The organism is Roseateles sp. GW835-FHT13E02, from assembly GCF_058794035.1.
The window spans coordinates 71,689-88,085 of sequence record NZ_JBXAGJ010000013.1 but is presented as its reverse complement, the minus strand read 5'-3'; the positions used below and the strand labels follow the sequence as shown (position 1 = coordinate 88,085).

At 66.7% G+C, this 16,397-nt stretch carries 10 protein-coding genes; 1 reads left to right on the top strand and 9 read right to left on the bottom strand.

Translation table 11 applies throughout. From position 1 onward, the window contains the following. The 4 genes from AC1Q6P_RS14155 to coaBC all read right to left on the bottom strand — a co-directional run. The coding region (locus tag AC1Q6P_RS14155) for a two-partner secretion domain-containing protein (RefSeq protein ID WP_492664600.1) at window positions 1-8,196 on the bottom strand (8,196 nt) is incomplete at its 3' end. A 333-nt stretch (window positions 8,197-8,529) separates the two neighbouring features. Continuing rightward, window positions 8,530-9,471 (bottom strand): sensor domain-containing diguanylate cyclase, encoded by a 942-nt coding sequence (locus tag AC1Q6P_RS14150; RefSeq protein WP_171828017.1) that lies wholly within the window; start codon window positions 9,469-9,471, stop codon window positions 8,530-8,532. 214 nt (window positions 9,472-9,685) lie between these two features. After that, complete coding sequence (gene dut, locus AC1Q6P_RS14145; protein WP_492664601.1) at window positions 9,686-10,144, bottom strand: dUTP diphosphatase; 459 nt, start codon at window positions 10,142-10,144, stop codon at window positions 9,686-9,688. Between the two features lie 30 nt (window positions 10,145-10,174). Further along, window positions 10,175-11,395, bottom strand: coding sequence for a bifunctional phosphopantothenoylcysteine decarboxylase/phosphopantothenate--cysteine ligase CoaBC (gene coaBC / locus AC1Q6P_RS14140; RefSeq protein WP_492664602.1), 1,221 nt, complete (start codon window positions 11,393-11,395; stop codon window positions 10,175-10,177). Between the two features lie 61 nt (window positions 11,396-11,456). On the opposite strand from coaBC, the gene AC1Q6P_RS14135 reads away from it, so the two are divergent. Beyond that, window positions 11,457-12,233 carry a YoaK family protein gene (locus tag AC1Q6P_RS14135; protein WP_492664603.1) on the top strand — a complete coding sequence of 259 codons (777 nt, stop codon included), beginning with the start codon at window positions 11,457-11,459 and terminating at the stop codon, window positions 12,231-12,233. On the opposite strand, the gene trmB is transcribed toward AC1Q6P_RS14135, so the two are convergent. From trmB to cdd, 5 genes are read right to left on the bottom strand one after another with little or no spacing between them, the layout of a single operon-like run. Next, the gene (gene trmB, locus AC1Q6P_RS14130) at window positions 12,178-12,918 is read right to left on the bottom strand and encodes a tRNA (guanosine(46)-N7)-methyltransferase TrmB (protein ID WP_492664604.1); all 741 of its coding nucleotides are present in this window, start codon (window positions 12,916-12,918) and stop codon (window positions 12,178-12,180) included. The two genes, AC1Q6P_RS14135 and trmB, sit on opposite strands and share 56 nt — an antisense overlap. A gap of 55 nt (window positions 12,919-12,973) precedes the next feature. After that, window positions 12,974-14,290 carry a thymidine phosphorylase gene (deoA, locus tag AC1Q6P_RS14125; RefSeq protein ID WP_492664605.1) on the bottom strand — a complete coding sequence of 439 codons (1,317 nt, stop codon included), beginning with the start codon at window positions 14,288-14,290 and terminating at the stop codon, window positions 12,974-12,976. 11 nt (window positions 14,291-14,301) lie between these two features. Next, on the bottom strand, window positions 14,302-15,078 hold the full coding sequence (gene deoC, locus AC1Q6P_RS14120; RefSeq protein WP_492664606.1) for a deoxyribose-phosphate aldolase: 777 nt from the start codon (window positions 15,076-15,078) through the stop codon (window positions 14,302-14,304). Between the two features lie 10 nt (window positions 15,079-15,088). Further along, entirely contained in the window at window positions 15,089-15,934 is an 846-nt protein-coding gene (locus AC1Q6P_RS14115) for a purine-nucleoside phosphorylase (RefSeq protein WP_492664607.1), read from the bottom strand. Window positions 15,935-15,967: 33 nt separating this feature from the next. Continuing rightward, window positions 15,968-16,396 (bottom strand): cytidine deaminase, encoded by a 429-nt coding sequence (gene cdd, locus AC1Q6P_RS14110; RefSeq protein WP_492664608.1) that lies wholly within the window; start codon window positions 16,394-16,396, stop codon window positions 15,968-15,970. Between the last annotated feature and the right edge of the window lies 1 nt (window position 16,397).

Here is a 16,397-nt window from a genome sequence, read left to right as displayed (position 1 = left end):
CGCCTGGGCCTTGGCTATGTTCAAAGCGCCATCGACAAAGGTCAGCGCGTAGTTGCCATCGCTGCCGCTGATGCGGTGGCTGTAGCTGCCGGCGTTCTTGCCCTGGCCGCCCACGCTGATCAGACCGCTCAACACGGACTCGGTCTCGCCCGCCACCAGGCCGCTGGCGGTGAAGCCCGTGACCGATTGCGTCTGGCCGTTGTAGACAGCGTTGGCGCTGTTGGCCGTCACCACCGCTTGGGCCTTGGTGATTTCGCCCGTGAAGACACTTTCGGTGTTGACGATGTAGTTCCCGCCACCGTTGCCATCGGCCAGCACATAGCCCGCATTGACCCGCAACTCTTTGCCCGTGCCGGCGTTCTTGTCCGTGAAGGACTGTGTCAGCTGCGTCACCTGATCACCACTTTGCAGACCGCTGACCAGCGGCGCTTGCGAAGAACTCAGCCGGCCGTCGTAGACCTTGGAGTCCGTGACTGCGCGCAAGGTCAGCAATGCCTTGTCGATCACCAGATCGGCGTCGGTGTAGCTGATGCTGTAGTTGCCCAGACCTGCGCCGTCGGCTTGGATGTGCGAGCCGTAGGTCCCGGCGTTGCGTGCACTGGCCAGGCCCGTGACGGTGAAGCTCTCGCCCGCCAGGAAGCCACTGCTGGTGTACTGATCCTGCGATTGCGTTTCCCCGTTGTAGCCCACGCGCTTCGCCACCGCACTGATGGAAGCCGCGCGGGGATCCACATACAAGCGAGCGGTCGGCGATTCGGGCGTGCTGTCCAGCAGCACAAAGTTGTTACCGCTGAGCGTGTAACGATAAGCATCCACAGCACCGCCGGTGTCACGAATGACCTGGCGGGGCGAGCCATTGGGCGCGGGCTGGGTGACGGTCAAATCATCGATCAACGCTGCCCGGGTGACTTGGTAGGCATTGCTGCCGGCCACCACCGTCTCGACGATGGAGCTGCCGCCGCTCTGGTTGGCCGCCTTCAGCGCATCCTTCACCTGCGTGGCCGTCGGATCGCTGTCACCGTAGGTGATGCGCAGGCTTGCGCTGTCGATCTTGTCGGTGAAGCTGAGCTGTTCACGCACCATCACCTGGCTGTTGCCGCCGCTGTTCTGCTGCGGTCCCGAGGCGTAGTCGGTGTAGGTCTTGGCGTTGGCCGGGTTGCCACCCACCTGCGAGAGGTAGAGCGTGCTGAAGCTGCTGTCGATGAGCTCCAGATCCCCCGAGCTGGCCGCAGCGCCGGTGTAGACGTAGGTCTTGCCGCCGCCGAGCTGCGAGCTGCTGTTGCCGCTGACGGTCTTGACCTGACCGCCACCTGCGTTGCCGGCCGCCAGGGCCGAGCCGGCGGACAGGACCACATGGCCGCTGCCGTTGTTGGTGATCTTGGGGGCGATCACGTCGCCGGTACCACTGCTTTGCACGCGCACACCGACCGTGCCGTTGTTGCCCTGGGCCGTGCCGCCGCCGTTCTGGGTGATCTGGATCAGGCTGCCGTCGATGGCGCCGGCGGCACCGGCCGTGCTGCCGGCCAGCAGCTGGATGACACCGGCACCGGCCACGCCCACCACGGTGGACAGGCCGTCGGCGCTGATATTGCCTTGCTCGGCTTGCAGCGTGGTGCTTTCACCGGCGCTGGCGTTGTTGCTGATGCTGCGGCCGCTGCGCAGCTGCACTGCGGTGCTGCCGTCGGCGGTGCGGCCGACCAGGTTCACCGTGCCGGCGGCCACCAGGTTCTGCGCCACGTCCACCTGCCCGGCCACCGCCTTCAAGGAAACGCCGCCGGTGGAGTCGATACCGCGCGCCGCGTCGCTCGGGGCGGTGTAGCCCACCGCGTTGCTGAGGGTCACAACAGGATCGAGGTTGAAGCGTCCCAGCGTCAGCGTGCCGGTCAGGTTTTGCAGATCGATATTGCCGCCGTTGGGCGCCTTGGCCGTCAAGGTCAGGGCATCGATTTCCTTGATGTAGGCCGTGCTGCCACTGCCGCCGTTGGCGTTGACGGCCAGGCGATTGACATGGGTCAGCACACGCTGGTTGCTCGCGCCCATCGAGCCCCCGGCGGTCAAGACCGCACCGTCAGCCGACAGCAAGCCATTGCCGTTGTCGGTGATGTTGCCGATGGCTTCCACAAACGCCTGTCCGGTCGTGGTGGCGTTGGCATTCAAAGCCACGCCCTGGCCCTTCAAATTGATCTCGCCCGAACCGGTGTTCACGCCGCTCATGCCGCCGGCCGAACCCACAGTCAACACGCCGGCAGCGCCCACCACGACCGCACCATTGAGGTCGGTCGTGGCGGCCAGCACCACATCATTGGCTTCGCTGACAAACTGGTTGCCGCCTGAAGCCATGGCCAGCGTTCCGGCGTCGGTGCGCATGGTTTGGCTGCTGCTGCCGATGGTGGTGGAGGCCGTCATCACCACATGCTCGGCGGTGATGGTGCCGCCGGTGCGGCTGATGGCACCCACACCCACTTCCGTCGCGGCCAGGGTGGCATCGCCGGTGCCGGCGTTGATGGCGGCGGCTTGCAGCACATGGCGCTGCGCCGTGGCCACCACATGGCCTCCCGTCAGATGGGTGTCGATGGCACCTTGGATCTTGATGTCGCCGGACATGCCGGTGTTGCCGGCTGTGCTCAGATTCAGCGCCCCGTAGTTGCCGGTCACGCTGCCCGTGCCCGTGCCCGAGGCCTTGGGCTTGCTGCTGATGCCCTCACGCTTCAGCGGCTGATCCGCCGAATACAAGATGCCGGCTGTGCCATCAAAGGTCACATCGTTGACCTGCGCATTGGTGAAGCTGCCGCCCACCACCAGACCTGCGGTCTGGCTGTTGCTGCCGATGATGTTGAAGCTGCCGGTGGGGGTCATGCCGCCGGCCAGCACCCCGGTCATCAAGGGGTTGTCCTGCAGGCTGCCGGTCACCGTGGCCATATTGGTCTTCAGGTCCACGCCACCGCCGGCCACCGCCATCAGATTGGAGGTACCCGCCCCCGCACTGGCTCCCAGGGTGTTGTACACGCCGCTCACCTTGTTGCTGATCATGCCGCCAGCCAGGAGCGTGGTGAGCGTGCCACTACCGCCGAGGTTGCTGTTGTTGTTCAGCACCATGTCGCGGGCCGCGCCAATGGTCACGTTGCCGCTGGAGCTCAGCGTGCCGGTCGGGTCCAGGTAGACATCCCGGAAGCCCAGGGCCACCAGGTCGCCCGAACCCGCCGTCAGCGCAAAAGCGGAATCCTTGATGGGCTTGGTGTTGACGAAGTCACTGGTCACCGGATTGGTGAAGATGTTCAGGTCGGCCGGATCGCCCACGTTGTAGCCTGGGCCTGCCAGGGCGTGCTTGGGGCCGCTGAAGAGCTTGAGTGCGCCACCCGCCGTGGTGATGGTGGCCGTGCCCCAGCTGATATCCCAGCCGTTGCCGCTGCTGGAGTTGTTGCCGCTTCCGGTGCCCAGCTGGTTCACCTGCGTGGGCGCCGCTTGCGCACCATTCAGATAGCCCGTCGTGCCGTAAATGCTGCCAGGGTTCATCGCGTAGAACTGCCCGGACATGTGCAAGCGGCTGTTGCTGCCCGAGACCGGATTGCCGTAGTAGTTGCCGGCCACGCTGGTGTCCACCGGCGTGTCGCCGCTGAGCACCGTGGCCGAAGACGCCAGGCTGGCACTCACCCCGCCAAAGCTGTAGCTCGCGGTGTAGCCCAGTCCCTTGGAGACATAGTCCGGCACTGTGTTGGTGCCATTGGTCGTGGTGTAGCCACCGACCACGTAGAGCAGGCTCTGACCGTTGTTGCCGCCGCTGGGATAGGTGTTGGTGATGTTGCCGGTGGGCGCCGTGGTGCTGACCTTGTAAAAGACCTCGGTGTCCTTGGGCAGCAAGGCGCCACTGGCATAGGCGGTGCCAGCGCTGTTGTAGAAGGTGTTGGCGGACGTCACCGTCCAGCCACCCTGGGTGACCGTCGACTTGATGCGGTAGGGTGAGCCCGAGGCGGTGAGAAGATCCATCGCCGCGGTCGGGTTGGTCCCGCTGCCCAGCACGATCAGCGTGCCTTGCGGCAGCAAGGTGCTGCTGGCGTAGAGCGTGCCATCGGGCTTGAAATACGTGGTGTTGCCGGCCGGCGTGGTGAAGCCGGCCGCAGCGTCCACCACCGCCACTTGCTTGAACACCGGCAGCACCAGCGTGGGCTGGGCCGAGCTCACACGGATCGCACCGGAGCCGTCTCCGCCCAGCTCGCCCGTCGTGCCGTTGTTGTAGCTGTTGAACACGGTGTTGAGGGTCTGGCCGACCCAGTTGCCCGTGCTGGGATCGACGGTGTTGCCGTACTGGGCATCGGCACGCAGGGTCAGGCTGGCTGTGTTGCTGCCGCCCGTGCGGGTGAAGTTGGCGCCCAGGCTGAGCTCGCCGCGGGCGTTGATTTCGATATTGCCGGTGTCCGAACTCGCGCCCGAGTTGGACAGGGTGACGTTGTTGGCCTCGTTCACCACCAGGGTGCTGCCCAGGTTCTTGCTGGTGACGTTGAGGGTGTCGGCGTCGATATTGGCCGCCGAGTTCGCGCCCGTGGTCAGGCTGACGGTGGCCGCCTTGGCGACCTGGCTGCCCATGCGGATGCTGCCATTGCCGGCGTTCAGCGTGATCGTGCTCTCGGCCGAGATGTCGTTGCGGATGCTGATCGCGCCGGTGGCGGCGCTGGCTTGCGTGATGTTGATCGAGCCGGTGCCGCTGGAGTCCTTGACCGTGATCTTGTCGGCCACGTTCTCCATCTCGAGCCGGGTGTTGCTGAAGTTCTGCAGCGTCAGCCCGGTGAACACGCCGCTGCCGCCGGCGCTGTAGTCGGCGTTGGTGTAGCCCAGCCTTGCGGTGAAGTCTGCGGCGGTCGAGCCGTTGACGATTTGCAGGTAGGAGTTGAAGCCCAGCGGGCTGGAGGCGGTGCCGTAGAAGCCGGCTGGGGTGTAGCCCTGCACCCGGATGACCGGGTTGTTGTTGAAGCTCACCGAGCCGGCATTGGTGCCGCCTGACACGCCCGTGGTCGGGTTGTAGGTCCCCGCCTGGATGTACAGGTAGAAGGGCAAGGGCCACCAACTGCCCTGCCCCGCGTTGATGTCCGCATTGATCACCACGTTGTTGGCACCGATGTCCACCATCTCGTAGTTCAACGGGGTGGCCGGCAGCGTCACCGTGTTGAAGCCGTGCAGGTTCACATAGCGTGCGCCGCCTTGGCGCAGGGTGTTCACACCGCCGCTGGTGGTGTAGTAGGCGCCGGTGTAGCGCGTCGGGTTGCTTGGGTCCACGTAGGGGCCCAGGCTTTGCGGGCTCAGGTTGACCCGCTGGCTGCCGCTGACGCCGGTGATGCCCGAGGCCAGGTCCAGCACACTGCTTTGCAGGATCAGGTTGGCCGGCAGGCTCAAAGTACCCACATTGTTGTTGTCGCCACCAAAGCCTGCGCCGTTGCGGCCTACGGTGTTGAAGCTGTATTTGTTCACCCCACCCTGGTCTTGGTAGAGGCCTGCCCACAGCTTCAAAGAAAAGGCGTTGAGCTTGGCGCCCGGCACGGCGGTCGCATCGATATTGCGCGCCAGCACGGTGTAGCTGCCGGCACCGGTGATGTCCGTCAAGTTCGGCAGCTTCACGTCTCGGAAGCCGGCCAGATACACAGAACTGGCCACATTGCCGGTCCCCAGCAACTTGACCGAAGCATCGAGGTCCTGGCGCAGCAAGGTGTTGCTGCTGTTCACACCGTTGCGCAGATCAAAAGCCGTGCCGGTGATGGTCTTGCCCGCCGTGATGCTGAGCTCGCCTTTGAGGTTCTGCCAGCCGCTGGCATTGCCCGTCGTGCCCGCCAAGCCTCCCAAGGTGCTGCCCAAGGGATCGAAGCTCGCCGCGATCAATTTAACGGCGCCAACGCTGGTCAGATTGCCCTGCAGATTGATCTGGTTGGCAAAAACCTCGACAGTGCCGCCCTTGACGTCGGACGCAAGGCTCACGGTGTCAAAGCCATCCATGAGCAAGCTGCCCACCGAGGTGCTGCTCCATGCCACATTGCTGCCAGAGACGCTTCTGCGAACGCCCGTACTGTCGACCAAACCCGAACGCAAATCGAGCACGCCGGTGTAGGTCAGCGTCTTGCTGCCCAGGTCCAGCGAACCGATCTTGTTGACCCAGTTGCTGTTGCTGTAGTTGCCCAAGGTGCTGCCGGCCGTGGTCTCGAACATGCCGGCGTTCAAGGTCAGATCGGCCGTGGTGATGTTGGCACCCACGGTGATGTTCTTGGCGGCCACATTGACCGTGCCCGAGGGCACCACAATGCCCGCACCGCCTCCGCGCGAGTTGCTGAGGGTCACATCGCTGAAACCGTACAGCCTCACATTGCTTCCGGCATTGGCGCTGTTGTTCCAGTTCAGCTGACTGTCACTGAAGTTGCTGCGCGTGCCGTTGGAGGTGTCGACACTGCCCGAGCTGGTGTAGCCCAGCCCAGAGGCCAGGGTCAGCCCAAAGCTGTAGGAAAGCACCGCGGCCGGGTCCAGCAGGATCCGACCTGTGCCGTTCTGCCAGCCGCTGCTCGGCGTGCCGCCCTTGTAGGCTGCGTACACATTCGACGACGTGCCACCACTGAAATTCTTCATCAAGTACACGTCTCGCCCGGCGTACAGATTGGTGCCAGAAGCGCCCGTGATGTTCTCGTTGACGTGGATATCCCGCTTGGCGGTGAAGTTGCTTGAATAGGTGGTGACGTCGGCGTTGAGCAGGATGTCCCGGTCTGCCGTCAGGGTCAGATTGCCTTTGCTGGCACTGCCGCCGCTGCCGTAGTTGATGGCCGTGCCGGCATTGAGCGTGATATCCCCATTGCCCGCCCCCGCCGTGCCGCTGTTGGTCGTGGTGATCACCACATTGCCGCTGGCCAGGGCCGTGTTGATCACCCCCACATCGATCTGGCTGGCCGCCGCCCCCGTGCTCGGCGTGTACGTGCTCGTCGGCGCGCTCACCGTCGTGCCGATATTGCTGTTGCTGCCGCTGAAGTTGCCAATCACGATGTCCGCCGGGTCCAGCAGCCACTCGCCCGCCACCACCTTGACCGCATCGGTCTTGAGCCAGTCGCCCGAGGTCTCGATGAAACCCTCCCGGCTTTGCAGCTGCGCCCCCGACACATCCGTGCTGCGCGCCAGCACGCCCGTCTTGGGGTCTCGGCCGATGATGATGTCGCCGCCCTTGCTGCCCGTTGCAGTGCTGTCGGCCACGATGCTGCCGCTGACTCGGATCTGCCCCTGGTCGCTCAGCAGGCTGACCTCGCCGCCTTGCGCCGCGCTGCTGTCGATCCGCCCGGCCTGCAAGAGGCTGGCCACCGTCTGGTTGAGCGACTCGGCGCGCAGGAACACCTGCCCACCTTCGGTCACGATCACGCCGTCCTTGGCATTGGCCACCGCCGCCTGCACCGCCGAAGGGCTCAGCTCCATGCGGATCTTGCCGCTGCCGCTCAGCGCAATGCTGACCTGCTCCGCCGCCGCCAGACCCACCGCACCGCCCTGCGTCGCAATCGTGCCCGCATTCGTCACCGTGGAGCCCAGCAAGGCCACATAGCCGCCAGGCGCGGCCTCCAGACGGCCTTCGTTGCTGATGCTGCCCGTGCTGCCCTCACGCTGGAAGCGCAGGCGCCCCGCCATGAAGTCTGCATCGCTGATGCCCAGCGTCGAGGCGGTGAAGCTGCTGGCGCTGACGCTGCCATCCTTGCCAAACACAATGCCGTTCGGGTTGACCAAGACCACCTGGCCGTTGGCCTGCACACGGCCCAGAATCTGCGAGGCGTCGCCGCCCACCACCCGGTTGAGCAGCACCGATTGCGCCGTCGGCTGATCGATCTTCACCTGGCTCGATGCACCCACATTGAAGCTCTGCCAGTTCAGCACCGCCTTGTCGCTGCTCTGCCGGATCTGCATCTGTCCCGTCGCCGACTGCACCGTCGACTGCACCGTCGCCGCGCCTTGCGCCAGCTGCGCGCCCGTCGGCAGCGCCTGGCTGCTCAGCTGCGCCCACGCCGCACTCGTCAGCGCCAGCGACGCCAGCACCGCGCCCACATAGACACCCGCGCTCGCTGCACCAGCCATAGCACCGGCCGCAGCACGCGCACCGCTGGCCGTCTTGCCCTGCCCCAACGCATGCTCACCCACCGCCACCAGCGCTCCCACGCGCTTGGAATACACCGTCTTGTAGCAACCTGCGTTCATAGAACTCCCCGTGCGCCAAACTGCCTGCGACTCAGCGATACGAGAAATTCTGGCACCGTGGTTTCCAAATGAAGATGTGCGAATGCCACACCAAAACCGTCAATTTGTGAAGAAAATCCTCATAATTTAATAAAAATGATAAAATGAACCAAGTGCATCGCGGTGAAATGCAGCAACACGTGATCGGCCAGGACCCGCAATGTCTTGCTCGCATGCCGAGGCCTGGCCCCTGCCCGTCGATCCTCAAAGCCAACAGACGAAAAAAAACCCGCCACAGGAGTGGCGGGTTTGGGTGGGCAGAGGTGCTGACTCGGCAGCTCGGCGGATTTGGGCTCAGCCGGCCAGTTCCTCAAACGCCCCTGCAGAGATGAAGACCCGCACGCTGTCGCCACCGGCGGCCTTGGCTTCGGTGCAGGCCAGGGCGGCGGCGCCCAGGACGGCGTCCACGGATTCGAGCGAGGCTTGCAGCTGCACCACGCCCAGGCAGGCCTTGACGCGGGTGCGGTGCAGGCCCCAGCGCAGGCGGTAGGCGGCGATGCCGGCGCGCATCTTCTCGGCCACGATCTCGGCATAGTGCTGGTCGCAATTGGGCAGCAGCACGGCGAAATGGTCGTCTTCCAGGCGGGCCACCAGGTCGGAGGCTCGCACCTTGGTGATCAGGAGCTGGCCCAGGCCGTAGAGGAAATGGTCGCCCACCTCGGCGCCCATGCCGGCCACGACCTCGCCGAACTTGTCGATGTCGATCCACAGCACCGAGACCGGCTCATGGCGGCGGCTGCCCACATGCTCGGTCAGGCGGCGCTCAAACTCGCGGCGATTGGCCAGCTCGGTCAGCACATCGTGCTTGGCCGTCCAGGTCGGCTGCATGCGCTGCTGACGCGCGACAGTGACGTCGTCGACGATCCAGAGCGACTCGCCGCCCGGCTGGTCCCAGTGCACCGGCGTCGCCTGCAGACGGCCCCAGAAACGGCTGCCGTCGCGGCGCACGAACTCGATCTCATCGTCCAGGGGCTTGCCACTGACGAAGGCGGCATGCGTGCGTTCCTGGAGCGACTGGTGGGAGGCATCGGACACCTGCACGCTGCGCGTGCCCTGACCGGCGAGATCGGTTTCGTCGCCATGTCCGAAGAGGTGGTTGAACTGCTCGCTGACCACCTCGAACTGACCGTTCTTGACGAAGCCCGCGGCCACGGGGGCGCGCACCATCAGGGCGCGCATGCGGGCCGCGATCACATCGCTGGCGCCCTCGGCTGCGGCTTGCGGCTGTGTTGCCATCTGCATCTCCTTTGTGTCGGCTGTCCCACCGATGTTTCAACTATCGCAGGTGTAAGGCTTTTCAGCCATCCGCAATGCGCCGAACAGGGCAGAGAAGCCGCATCATTTGATGCAGGGCCAAACCGGCGCAGGAAAAACGCCCCCGGCGCAGGCAGCGGCCGATGTGGCGCAGCGCCGACAGCGCGCGCGCTCCGCCTCCAGACGGGCGGCGAGCTCAGTGCTTGCCGGTCGAGCCGAAACCGCCCTCGCCCCGGCTGCTGGTGTCGCCAAACTCCTCGACGCGGCGGAAGGCCGCCTGCACCACGGGCACCAAGACCAGCTGGGCGATGCGCTCGAAAGGCTGGATGACAAACTCACTCTGACCCCGGTTCCAGCAGCTGACCATGAGCTGGCCCTGGTAGTCGGAATCGATCAGGCCAACCAGATTGCCGAGCACGATGCCATGTTTGTGGCCCAGACCCGAGCGCGGCAGGATGATGGCGGCGAGACCCGGGTCGCCGATGTGGATGGCCAGGCCGGTGGGGATCAGGGTGGTCTGGCCCGGCGCCAGCATGATGGGCGCATCGAGGCAGGCGCGCAAGTCCAGGCCGGCACTGCCGGGCGTGGCATAGCTGGGCACCTGCTCGGCCATGCGGGGGTCCAGGACTTTGAGATCGACGGTGGTGGTGGTCATGAGAATCGGAAAAGAAAACGAAGAAGGCGGTCAGACGCGACGGGCGATCTCGGCCACCAGCTGACGGGCCAGGCTGAGCTTGTCGGCACGGGGCAGCTCGCGCTCGCCCTCGGCATCGATCAAGAGCAAGGCGTTGTCATCACGGCCGAAGGTGGCCGGGCCGATATTGCCCACGACGAGCTCCACCTTTTTGCGCAGCAGCTTGTCGCGGCCGTGGCGGGCCAGGTCCTGGCTCTCAGCCGCAAAGCCCACACACAGGCGCGGGCGCTGCTCGGCCGGCAGGGCCGCGACCGACGCCAGGATGTCGGGGTTCTCGGTCATCTCGAAGGCCGGCGGGCGATTGCCCTGGCTCGGGTCTTTCTTGATCTTGTGCGCGCTGGCCGACAGCGGCCGCCAATCGGCCACGGCCGCGGTGGCGACGAAGAGCTCATGCTGCGCCGCCAGCGGCAGCACAGCATCGAACATCTGCTGCGCGCTTTGCACATCGATGCGGCGCACATGGCGCGGCGTGGGCAGGTGCACCGGGCCGGCCACCAGGGTGACCTCAGCGCCCGCCTCGGCGGCCGCGCGCGCGATCGCAAAACCCATCTTGCCGCTAGAGAGATTGGTGATGCCGCGCACCGGGTCCAGGGCTTCGAAGGTCGGGCCGGCGGTGATCAGGAGCTTGCGGCCCGCCAGGAGCTTGGGCTGGAAGAACGCGATCAGCTCGTCCAGCAACTCGGCCGCTTCCAGCATGCGGCCATCGCCGGTCTCGCCGCAGGCCTGCTCGCCGTTGCCCGGGCCGAGCACGATGCCGCCGTCGGCGCGCAGCTGGGCGATATTGCGCTGCGTGGCCGGGTGGGCCCACATCTCGCGGTTCATGGCCGGCGCCACCAGCAGCGGGCAGCGATCGCTGGGCCGCGCCAGGGCGGTGAGGCTCAGCAAATCATCGGCCCGGCCCTGCACCAGCTTGGCGATGCAGTCGGCGCTGGCCGGGGCGATCAGCATCAGATCGGCCTCGCGGCTCAGATTGATGTGGGCCATATTGTTGGGCTCGCGCGCGTCCCATTGGCTGGTGGCCACCGTGCGGCCCGACAGGGCCTGCATGGTGACGGCGGTGATGAAGTGCTCGGCCGCTTCGCTCATCAGCACCTGCACCGTGGCACCGGCCTTGGTCAGGAGCCGGGTCAGCTCGGCGCTCTTGTAACAGGCGATGCCGCCGGACAGGGCCAGCAAGATGTGGCGGCCGGCCAGAGATGTGGATTCAGACATGGGCGGCACTCTAGCAGCTGTGCCGCAGGCTTCGGCGTGCCAGCCCTTATGCTCGGGGCCTATGCCCGTGGACTACCTCGCTCAGCTGACCGCGCCGGAACGCAGCGCGCGCAGCAATCTGCACCTGGGCGCCGGCCTGGCCTTTGTGGCCGGTGCGCTCAATGCCGGCGGTTTTCTGGCCGTCGGCCAGTACACCTCGCACATGACCGGCCTGGTCTCGGCCAGCACCGACCACATCGCCCTGGGCCAGTTCGGCCTGGCCTTCAGTGCCCTGTTGGCGGTGGCGGCGTTTGTGGCGGGCGCGGCCAGTACGGCGCTGCTGGTCAACTACGGCCTGCGCCACCGGCCGCGCTGGGCTTACGTGCCCACGCTCTTGCTGGAGGCGGCATTGCTGCTCGTCTTCGGCCTGATCGGCAGCCAGCTGCTGCCGCACCAGATCCTGCGGGTCTCGCTGACCGCCGTGCTGCTGTGCTTTGTGATGGGCTTGCAGAACGCCCTGATCACCAAGATCTCGCATGCCGAGATCCGCACCACCCATGTCACCGGCCTGCTGACCGATCTGGGCCTGGAGCTGGGGCGTTTGCTCTACTGGAACCGGGGGCCGGCCGGGCTCATTCAAGCACGCGTGATGGCCAACCGGCAGCGCCTGCGCATCCACCTGAGCCTGGTGCTGGCCTTTTTTGTCGGTGGCTTGATCGGCGCCTTGGGCTTCAAGCATGCCGGCTTCATCGCCACCCTGCCCTTGGCCCTGGGCCTGGTGCTGCTGGCCGGGGCCAGCCTGCTCAGGCCAGCGGGCGGCGGCGGAACACCAGATCCCACACCCCGTGGCCCAGCTTGAGGCCGCGGTTCTCGAACTTGGTCAGCGGGCGATAACTGGGCTTTTCCGCGTAGCCGGCGGCCGTGTTTTCCAGGAGCGGCTCGGCGCCCAGCACCTCCAGCATCTGCTGGGCATAGGGCTCCCAGTCGGTGGCGCAGTGCAGATATCCGCCAGGGCGGATGTGCTGGACCAGCTTGGCCACGAACTCAGGCTGGATCAGGCGGCGCTTGTTGTGGCGCTTCTTGTGCCAGGGGTCGGGGAAATAGATGTGCACGCCGGCCAGCGAAGCCGGGGCGATCATCTGCTCCAGCACCTCGACGGCGTCGTGCTGGAAGATGCGGATATTGCCGAGCTGCTTTTCCTCGATGTGCTTGAGCAGCGCACCGACGCCAGGCTCATGCACCTCGCAGCCGATGAAATCATGGTCGGCCAGGGTCTGGGCGATCTTGGCGGTGGCATCACCCATGCCGAAACCGATCTCGAACACCACCGGTGCTTCTCGGCCGAACACGGCCGCGGTGTCCAGGCGCTGGCCGGCCTGGAAGGGCAGCACGAACTTGGGGCCCAGCTCGGCCAGGGCCTTGACCTGGCCCGAACCCATGCGGCCGGCGCGCACCACAAAGCTCTTGATGCCGCGGCGGGGCGAGGCGCCATCCGGGCTGTCGGGCGTGGCGGGAGCGGGCGTGGCGTCGTCGATATCAGGCATGGCAGAGGTACAGCAGTGGTCAGGTGGATGCAGGCGGATCCACGGGGCGTGAAGTCTAGCCGACACGGGCCTGAATCAGGTCTGCGGGGCCCCAAGGCGTCTCAGGCTCGCTGAAACAGCAGGCCGCCAGCACGGCAGCCGCGGCGCGCTCGGCTGCAAGATCGTCAGCTGCATGGACCATTGCGAACGGCTGGCCGGCCTCGAGCACGGCACCCACGGGCAAGACATTCGAGAGGCCCACGCGCGCATCGATGCGGTCGCCCGCCTGGCGTCGACCTCCCCCCAACTCGACCACGGCCAGGCCGATCTCGCGCGTCTGCATCGCGCTCAAGCGGCCCGCACGCGGTGCGCAGACCGGGCGCTGCACCGGCGCAGCAGCCAGGTATCGCTCGGGCCGCTCCAGCAGGTCGGCCGGCCCACCCTGGGCCGCCACCATCTGTGCAAACTTCTCGGCCGCGGCGCCGCTGTCCAGGGCCGCTTGCAGCTTGGCTTGCGCTTCATCCGCATGGGTCGCCAGGCCACCCAGCTGCAGCATCTCGCCGGCCAGGGCCAGGGTCAGGGCATGCAGGCGCGGTTCGCGCGCCTCGCCACGCAGGTACTTCATGGCCTCCAGCAACTCGAGGCTGTTGCCCACGGTCTGGCCCAGCACCTCGTTCATGTCGGTGATCAGTGCCCGCGTCGGCAGACCGGCACCGGCGGCCACGCCAACGATGCTGTGGGCCAGCTCCTGGGCCATCCAGGGCGAATCGGCAAAGGCGCCGTTGCCGCACTTCACATCCATCACCAGGCCTTGCAGGCCGGCGGCCAGCTTCTTGGACAGGATGCTGGCGGTGATCAGGGGCACGCTCTCCACCGTGGCGCTGATGTCGCGCACGGCATAGAAGCGACCATCGGCCGGGGCCAGGTCGGCCGTCTGGCCGATGATGGCGCAGCCGACCTCGCGCACGATGCGCTCGAAGCGCGCGGCCTCGGGCGTGGCGCAAAAACCAGGGATGGCCTCCAGCTTGTCCAGCGTGCCGCCCGTGTGGCCGAGGCCGCGGCCCGAGATCATGGGCACGAAGCCGCCACAGGCCGCCACCAGAGGCGCCAGCATCAGGCTGATCTTGTCACCCACGCCGCCGCTGGAATGCTTGTCCAGCACCGGGCCGGGCAGATCGCGCCAGTGCATCCGGCGGCCCGAGTCCCGCATGGCCCGAGTCAAGGCCACGCACTCAGCCCGGCTCATGCCGCGCCAGAGGATGGCCATGGCCAGGGCTGCGATCTGGCCCTCGCTCCAGCTGCCATCGACCAGGCCACGCACCATGCTCTGGATCTGCGTCTCGGACAGCGCCGCACCATCGCGCTTGGCGCGAATGATCTCCTGGGCCCGCACGGCCGCTGCGCTCAGTAGCTGGCGGTGCTGGCGGTACTGGCGGGCGAGGCCGTGCCGGACAGCACGGCTTCGATGTCGCCCAGCAGACCGCTGGCGCCGAAGCGCAGGCGGCGCGGATTCAGCGCCGCGGCGCCGAGCTTGTCGGCTGCCAGCTCCAGATAGACCTGAGCATCGGCCACAGTCCGGATGCCACCCGAGGCTTTGAAGCCGGCCGAGACCAGGCCGCTGCCGGCGATCTCGCTGAGGATGTGGCGGGCGGCCAGCGGCGTGGCCGAGACCGCGGTCTTGCCGGTGCTGGTCTTGACGAAATCGGCGCCGGCCATCAAGGCCAAGCGGGCAGCGTCCGCGATCAGCTCGGGGGTCTTCAACTCACCGCTCTCGATGATGACCTTGAGCGTCAGCGGCCGGCTGGCATGGCGCACCTCGGCCAGGAACTCGGCGCACTCGCTGCGCTGGCCGGCCATCAGGGCGCGGTACGGCAGGACCACATCGACTTCATCACCGCCGGCCGTGGCAATCGCCTGCACATCAGCCAGGGCACGGGCCAGATCGAGGGCGCCGTCCGGGAAGTTGGCCACGGCCGCCACCTTGATCTCGGCCGGCAAGGCCGCGCGCGCTTGCGCCACAAAACGCGGCCACACGCAGACGGCCGCCACCGGGCCGAAAGGCGTCTGGGCCCGCCGGCACAGGGCCGCGATGTCCTCGGCCGTGTCGGCGTCATTGAGGCTGGTCAGGTCCAGGCATTGCAGCGCGAGGCGCGCAGCATCTTTCAATTCCAAAGAGGCCATGGAAGAACGCTCAGTCTTTCAGCGAGGCCAGATCGGCCATGCCGGCCACCACGGCGCCCAGGAACTGAGCCGCGCGCTCGCCGGACTGCTGGGCCTGCTGCAGGGTCAGGGCATGGGTCAGCGCCTCAGCCGACAGGCCGGCGGCCATATTGGTCATCAGGGCCAGGCCCATGACGCGCAGGCCGGCGTGGCGGGCGAGGATGGTTTCCGGCACGGTGCTCATGCCCACGGCGTCGGCGCCCCAAGCCGCAAACATGCGGATCTCGGCCGGGGTTTCGAACTGCGGGCCCAGGGCCCAGCAATAGACGCCCTCGCCCAGTGCCAGGTTCTGGGCCACGGCCACGCCCTTGGCATGCTGACGCAGCTCCAGGTCGTAGGCGGTGCTCATGTCGACAAAGCGCTCGCTGCCGGGCTCGCCGACCAAGGGCGAGCGCTGCGGTGCGTTGATGTGGTCGCTGATCAGCATCAGGCTGCCGGCCGGCATGTGGCTGCGGATGGAACCCGAGGCATTGGTCTGCAGCAGCACCTTGACACCCCAGGCCTTGAGGCTGCGCAGCGCGCCGGCCATGCCGGTGCAATCGCCGCTCTCGTAGGTGTGGGCGCGGCCACGCAGCATCACCACGGCCTGCTCGCCGATAGTGCCGACCACGATCTCGTTGACATGCCCTTCCACCTTGGGCTGCGGGAAAGCCGGCAGCTCGGTGTAGGCCAGGTGCTTGGCGTTCTGCACCAGGCTGACCGCGCCGGCCCAGCCCGAACCCAGCACCACGGCCACGGCCGGGGCCGCGCCGAACAGGGTCTTGAGCTTTTCGGCGGTCTGGGGGATGGCGGGATTGAGGGTCTTGTGGTCGATCATGATGAGGTTCCTCCTGGGAATTGTTGCGATGGCTCAGAGCTTCAGATGCTCGGGGCCGAAACTGAAAGGCAGCAGCTGTTCCAGCGTCCACTGCTGGCGGATGCCGCCCGGGTCGGCGGCGATGATGATCAGCTGCGGGTCGGCGAACTCGCGCAGCTTCTGGCGGCAGCCGCCGCAGGGCGTGATGATGTCCGGGCCGGGGCCGGAGACCAGCACCGCGCTGACGCGGCGGCCGCCGGCCATGATCATGGCGGTCAGGGCCGAGGCCTCGGCGCACCAGCCCTGCGGGTAGGCGGCGTTTTCGATATTGCAGCCGGCATGGATGCGGCCCTGCTCATCGAGCACGGCAGCGCCCACGGCATAGCCGGAGTACGGCGAATGCGAATGCTGGCGCGCGCCCAGCGAGGCGGCCAGCAGGCGCTGCACCAGATCCGGTGTGAGAGCGTTCTTCAGAGCGTTCACG

What these genes read in the sequence shown, in the direction of transcription:
- AC1Q6P_RS14150 (WP_171828017.1), bottom strand. Translation starts at nt 9,471, where the DNA reads ATGGCAACACAGCCGCAAGCCGCAGCCGAGGGCGCCAGCGATGTGATC.
- dut (WP_492664601.1), bottom strand. Translation starts at nt 10,144, where the DNA reads ATGACCACCACCACCGTCGATCTCAAAGTCCTGGACCCCCGCATGGCC.
- coaBC (WP_492664602.1), bottom strand. Translation starts at nt 11,395, where the DNA reads ATGTCTGAATCCACATCTCTGGCCGGCCGCCACATCTTGCTGGCCCTG.
- AC1Q6P_RS14135 (WP_492664603.1), top strand. Translation starts at nt 11,457, where the DNA reads ATGCCCGTGGACTACCTCGCTCAGCTGACCGCGCCGGAACGCAGCGCG.
- trmB (WP_492664604.1), bottom strand. Translation starts at nt 12,918, where the DNA reads ATGCCTGATATCGACGACGCCACGCCCGCTCCCGCCACGCCCGACAGC.
- deoC (WP_492664606.1), bottom strand. Translation starts at nt 15,078, where the DNA reads ATGGCCTCTTTGGAATTGAAAGATGCTGCGCGCCTCGCGCTGCAATGC.
- AC1Q6P_RS14115 (WP_492664607.1), bottom strand. Translation starts at nt 15,934, where the DNA reads ATGATCGACCACAAGACCCTCAATCCCGCCATCCCCCAGACCGCCGAA.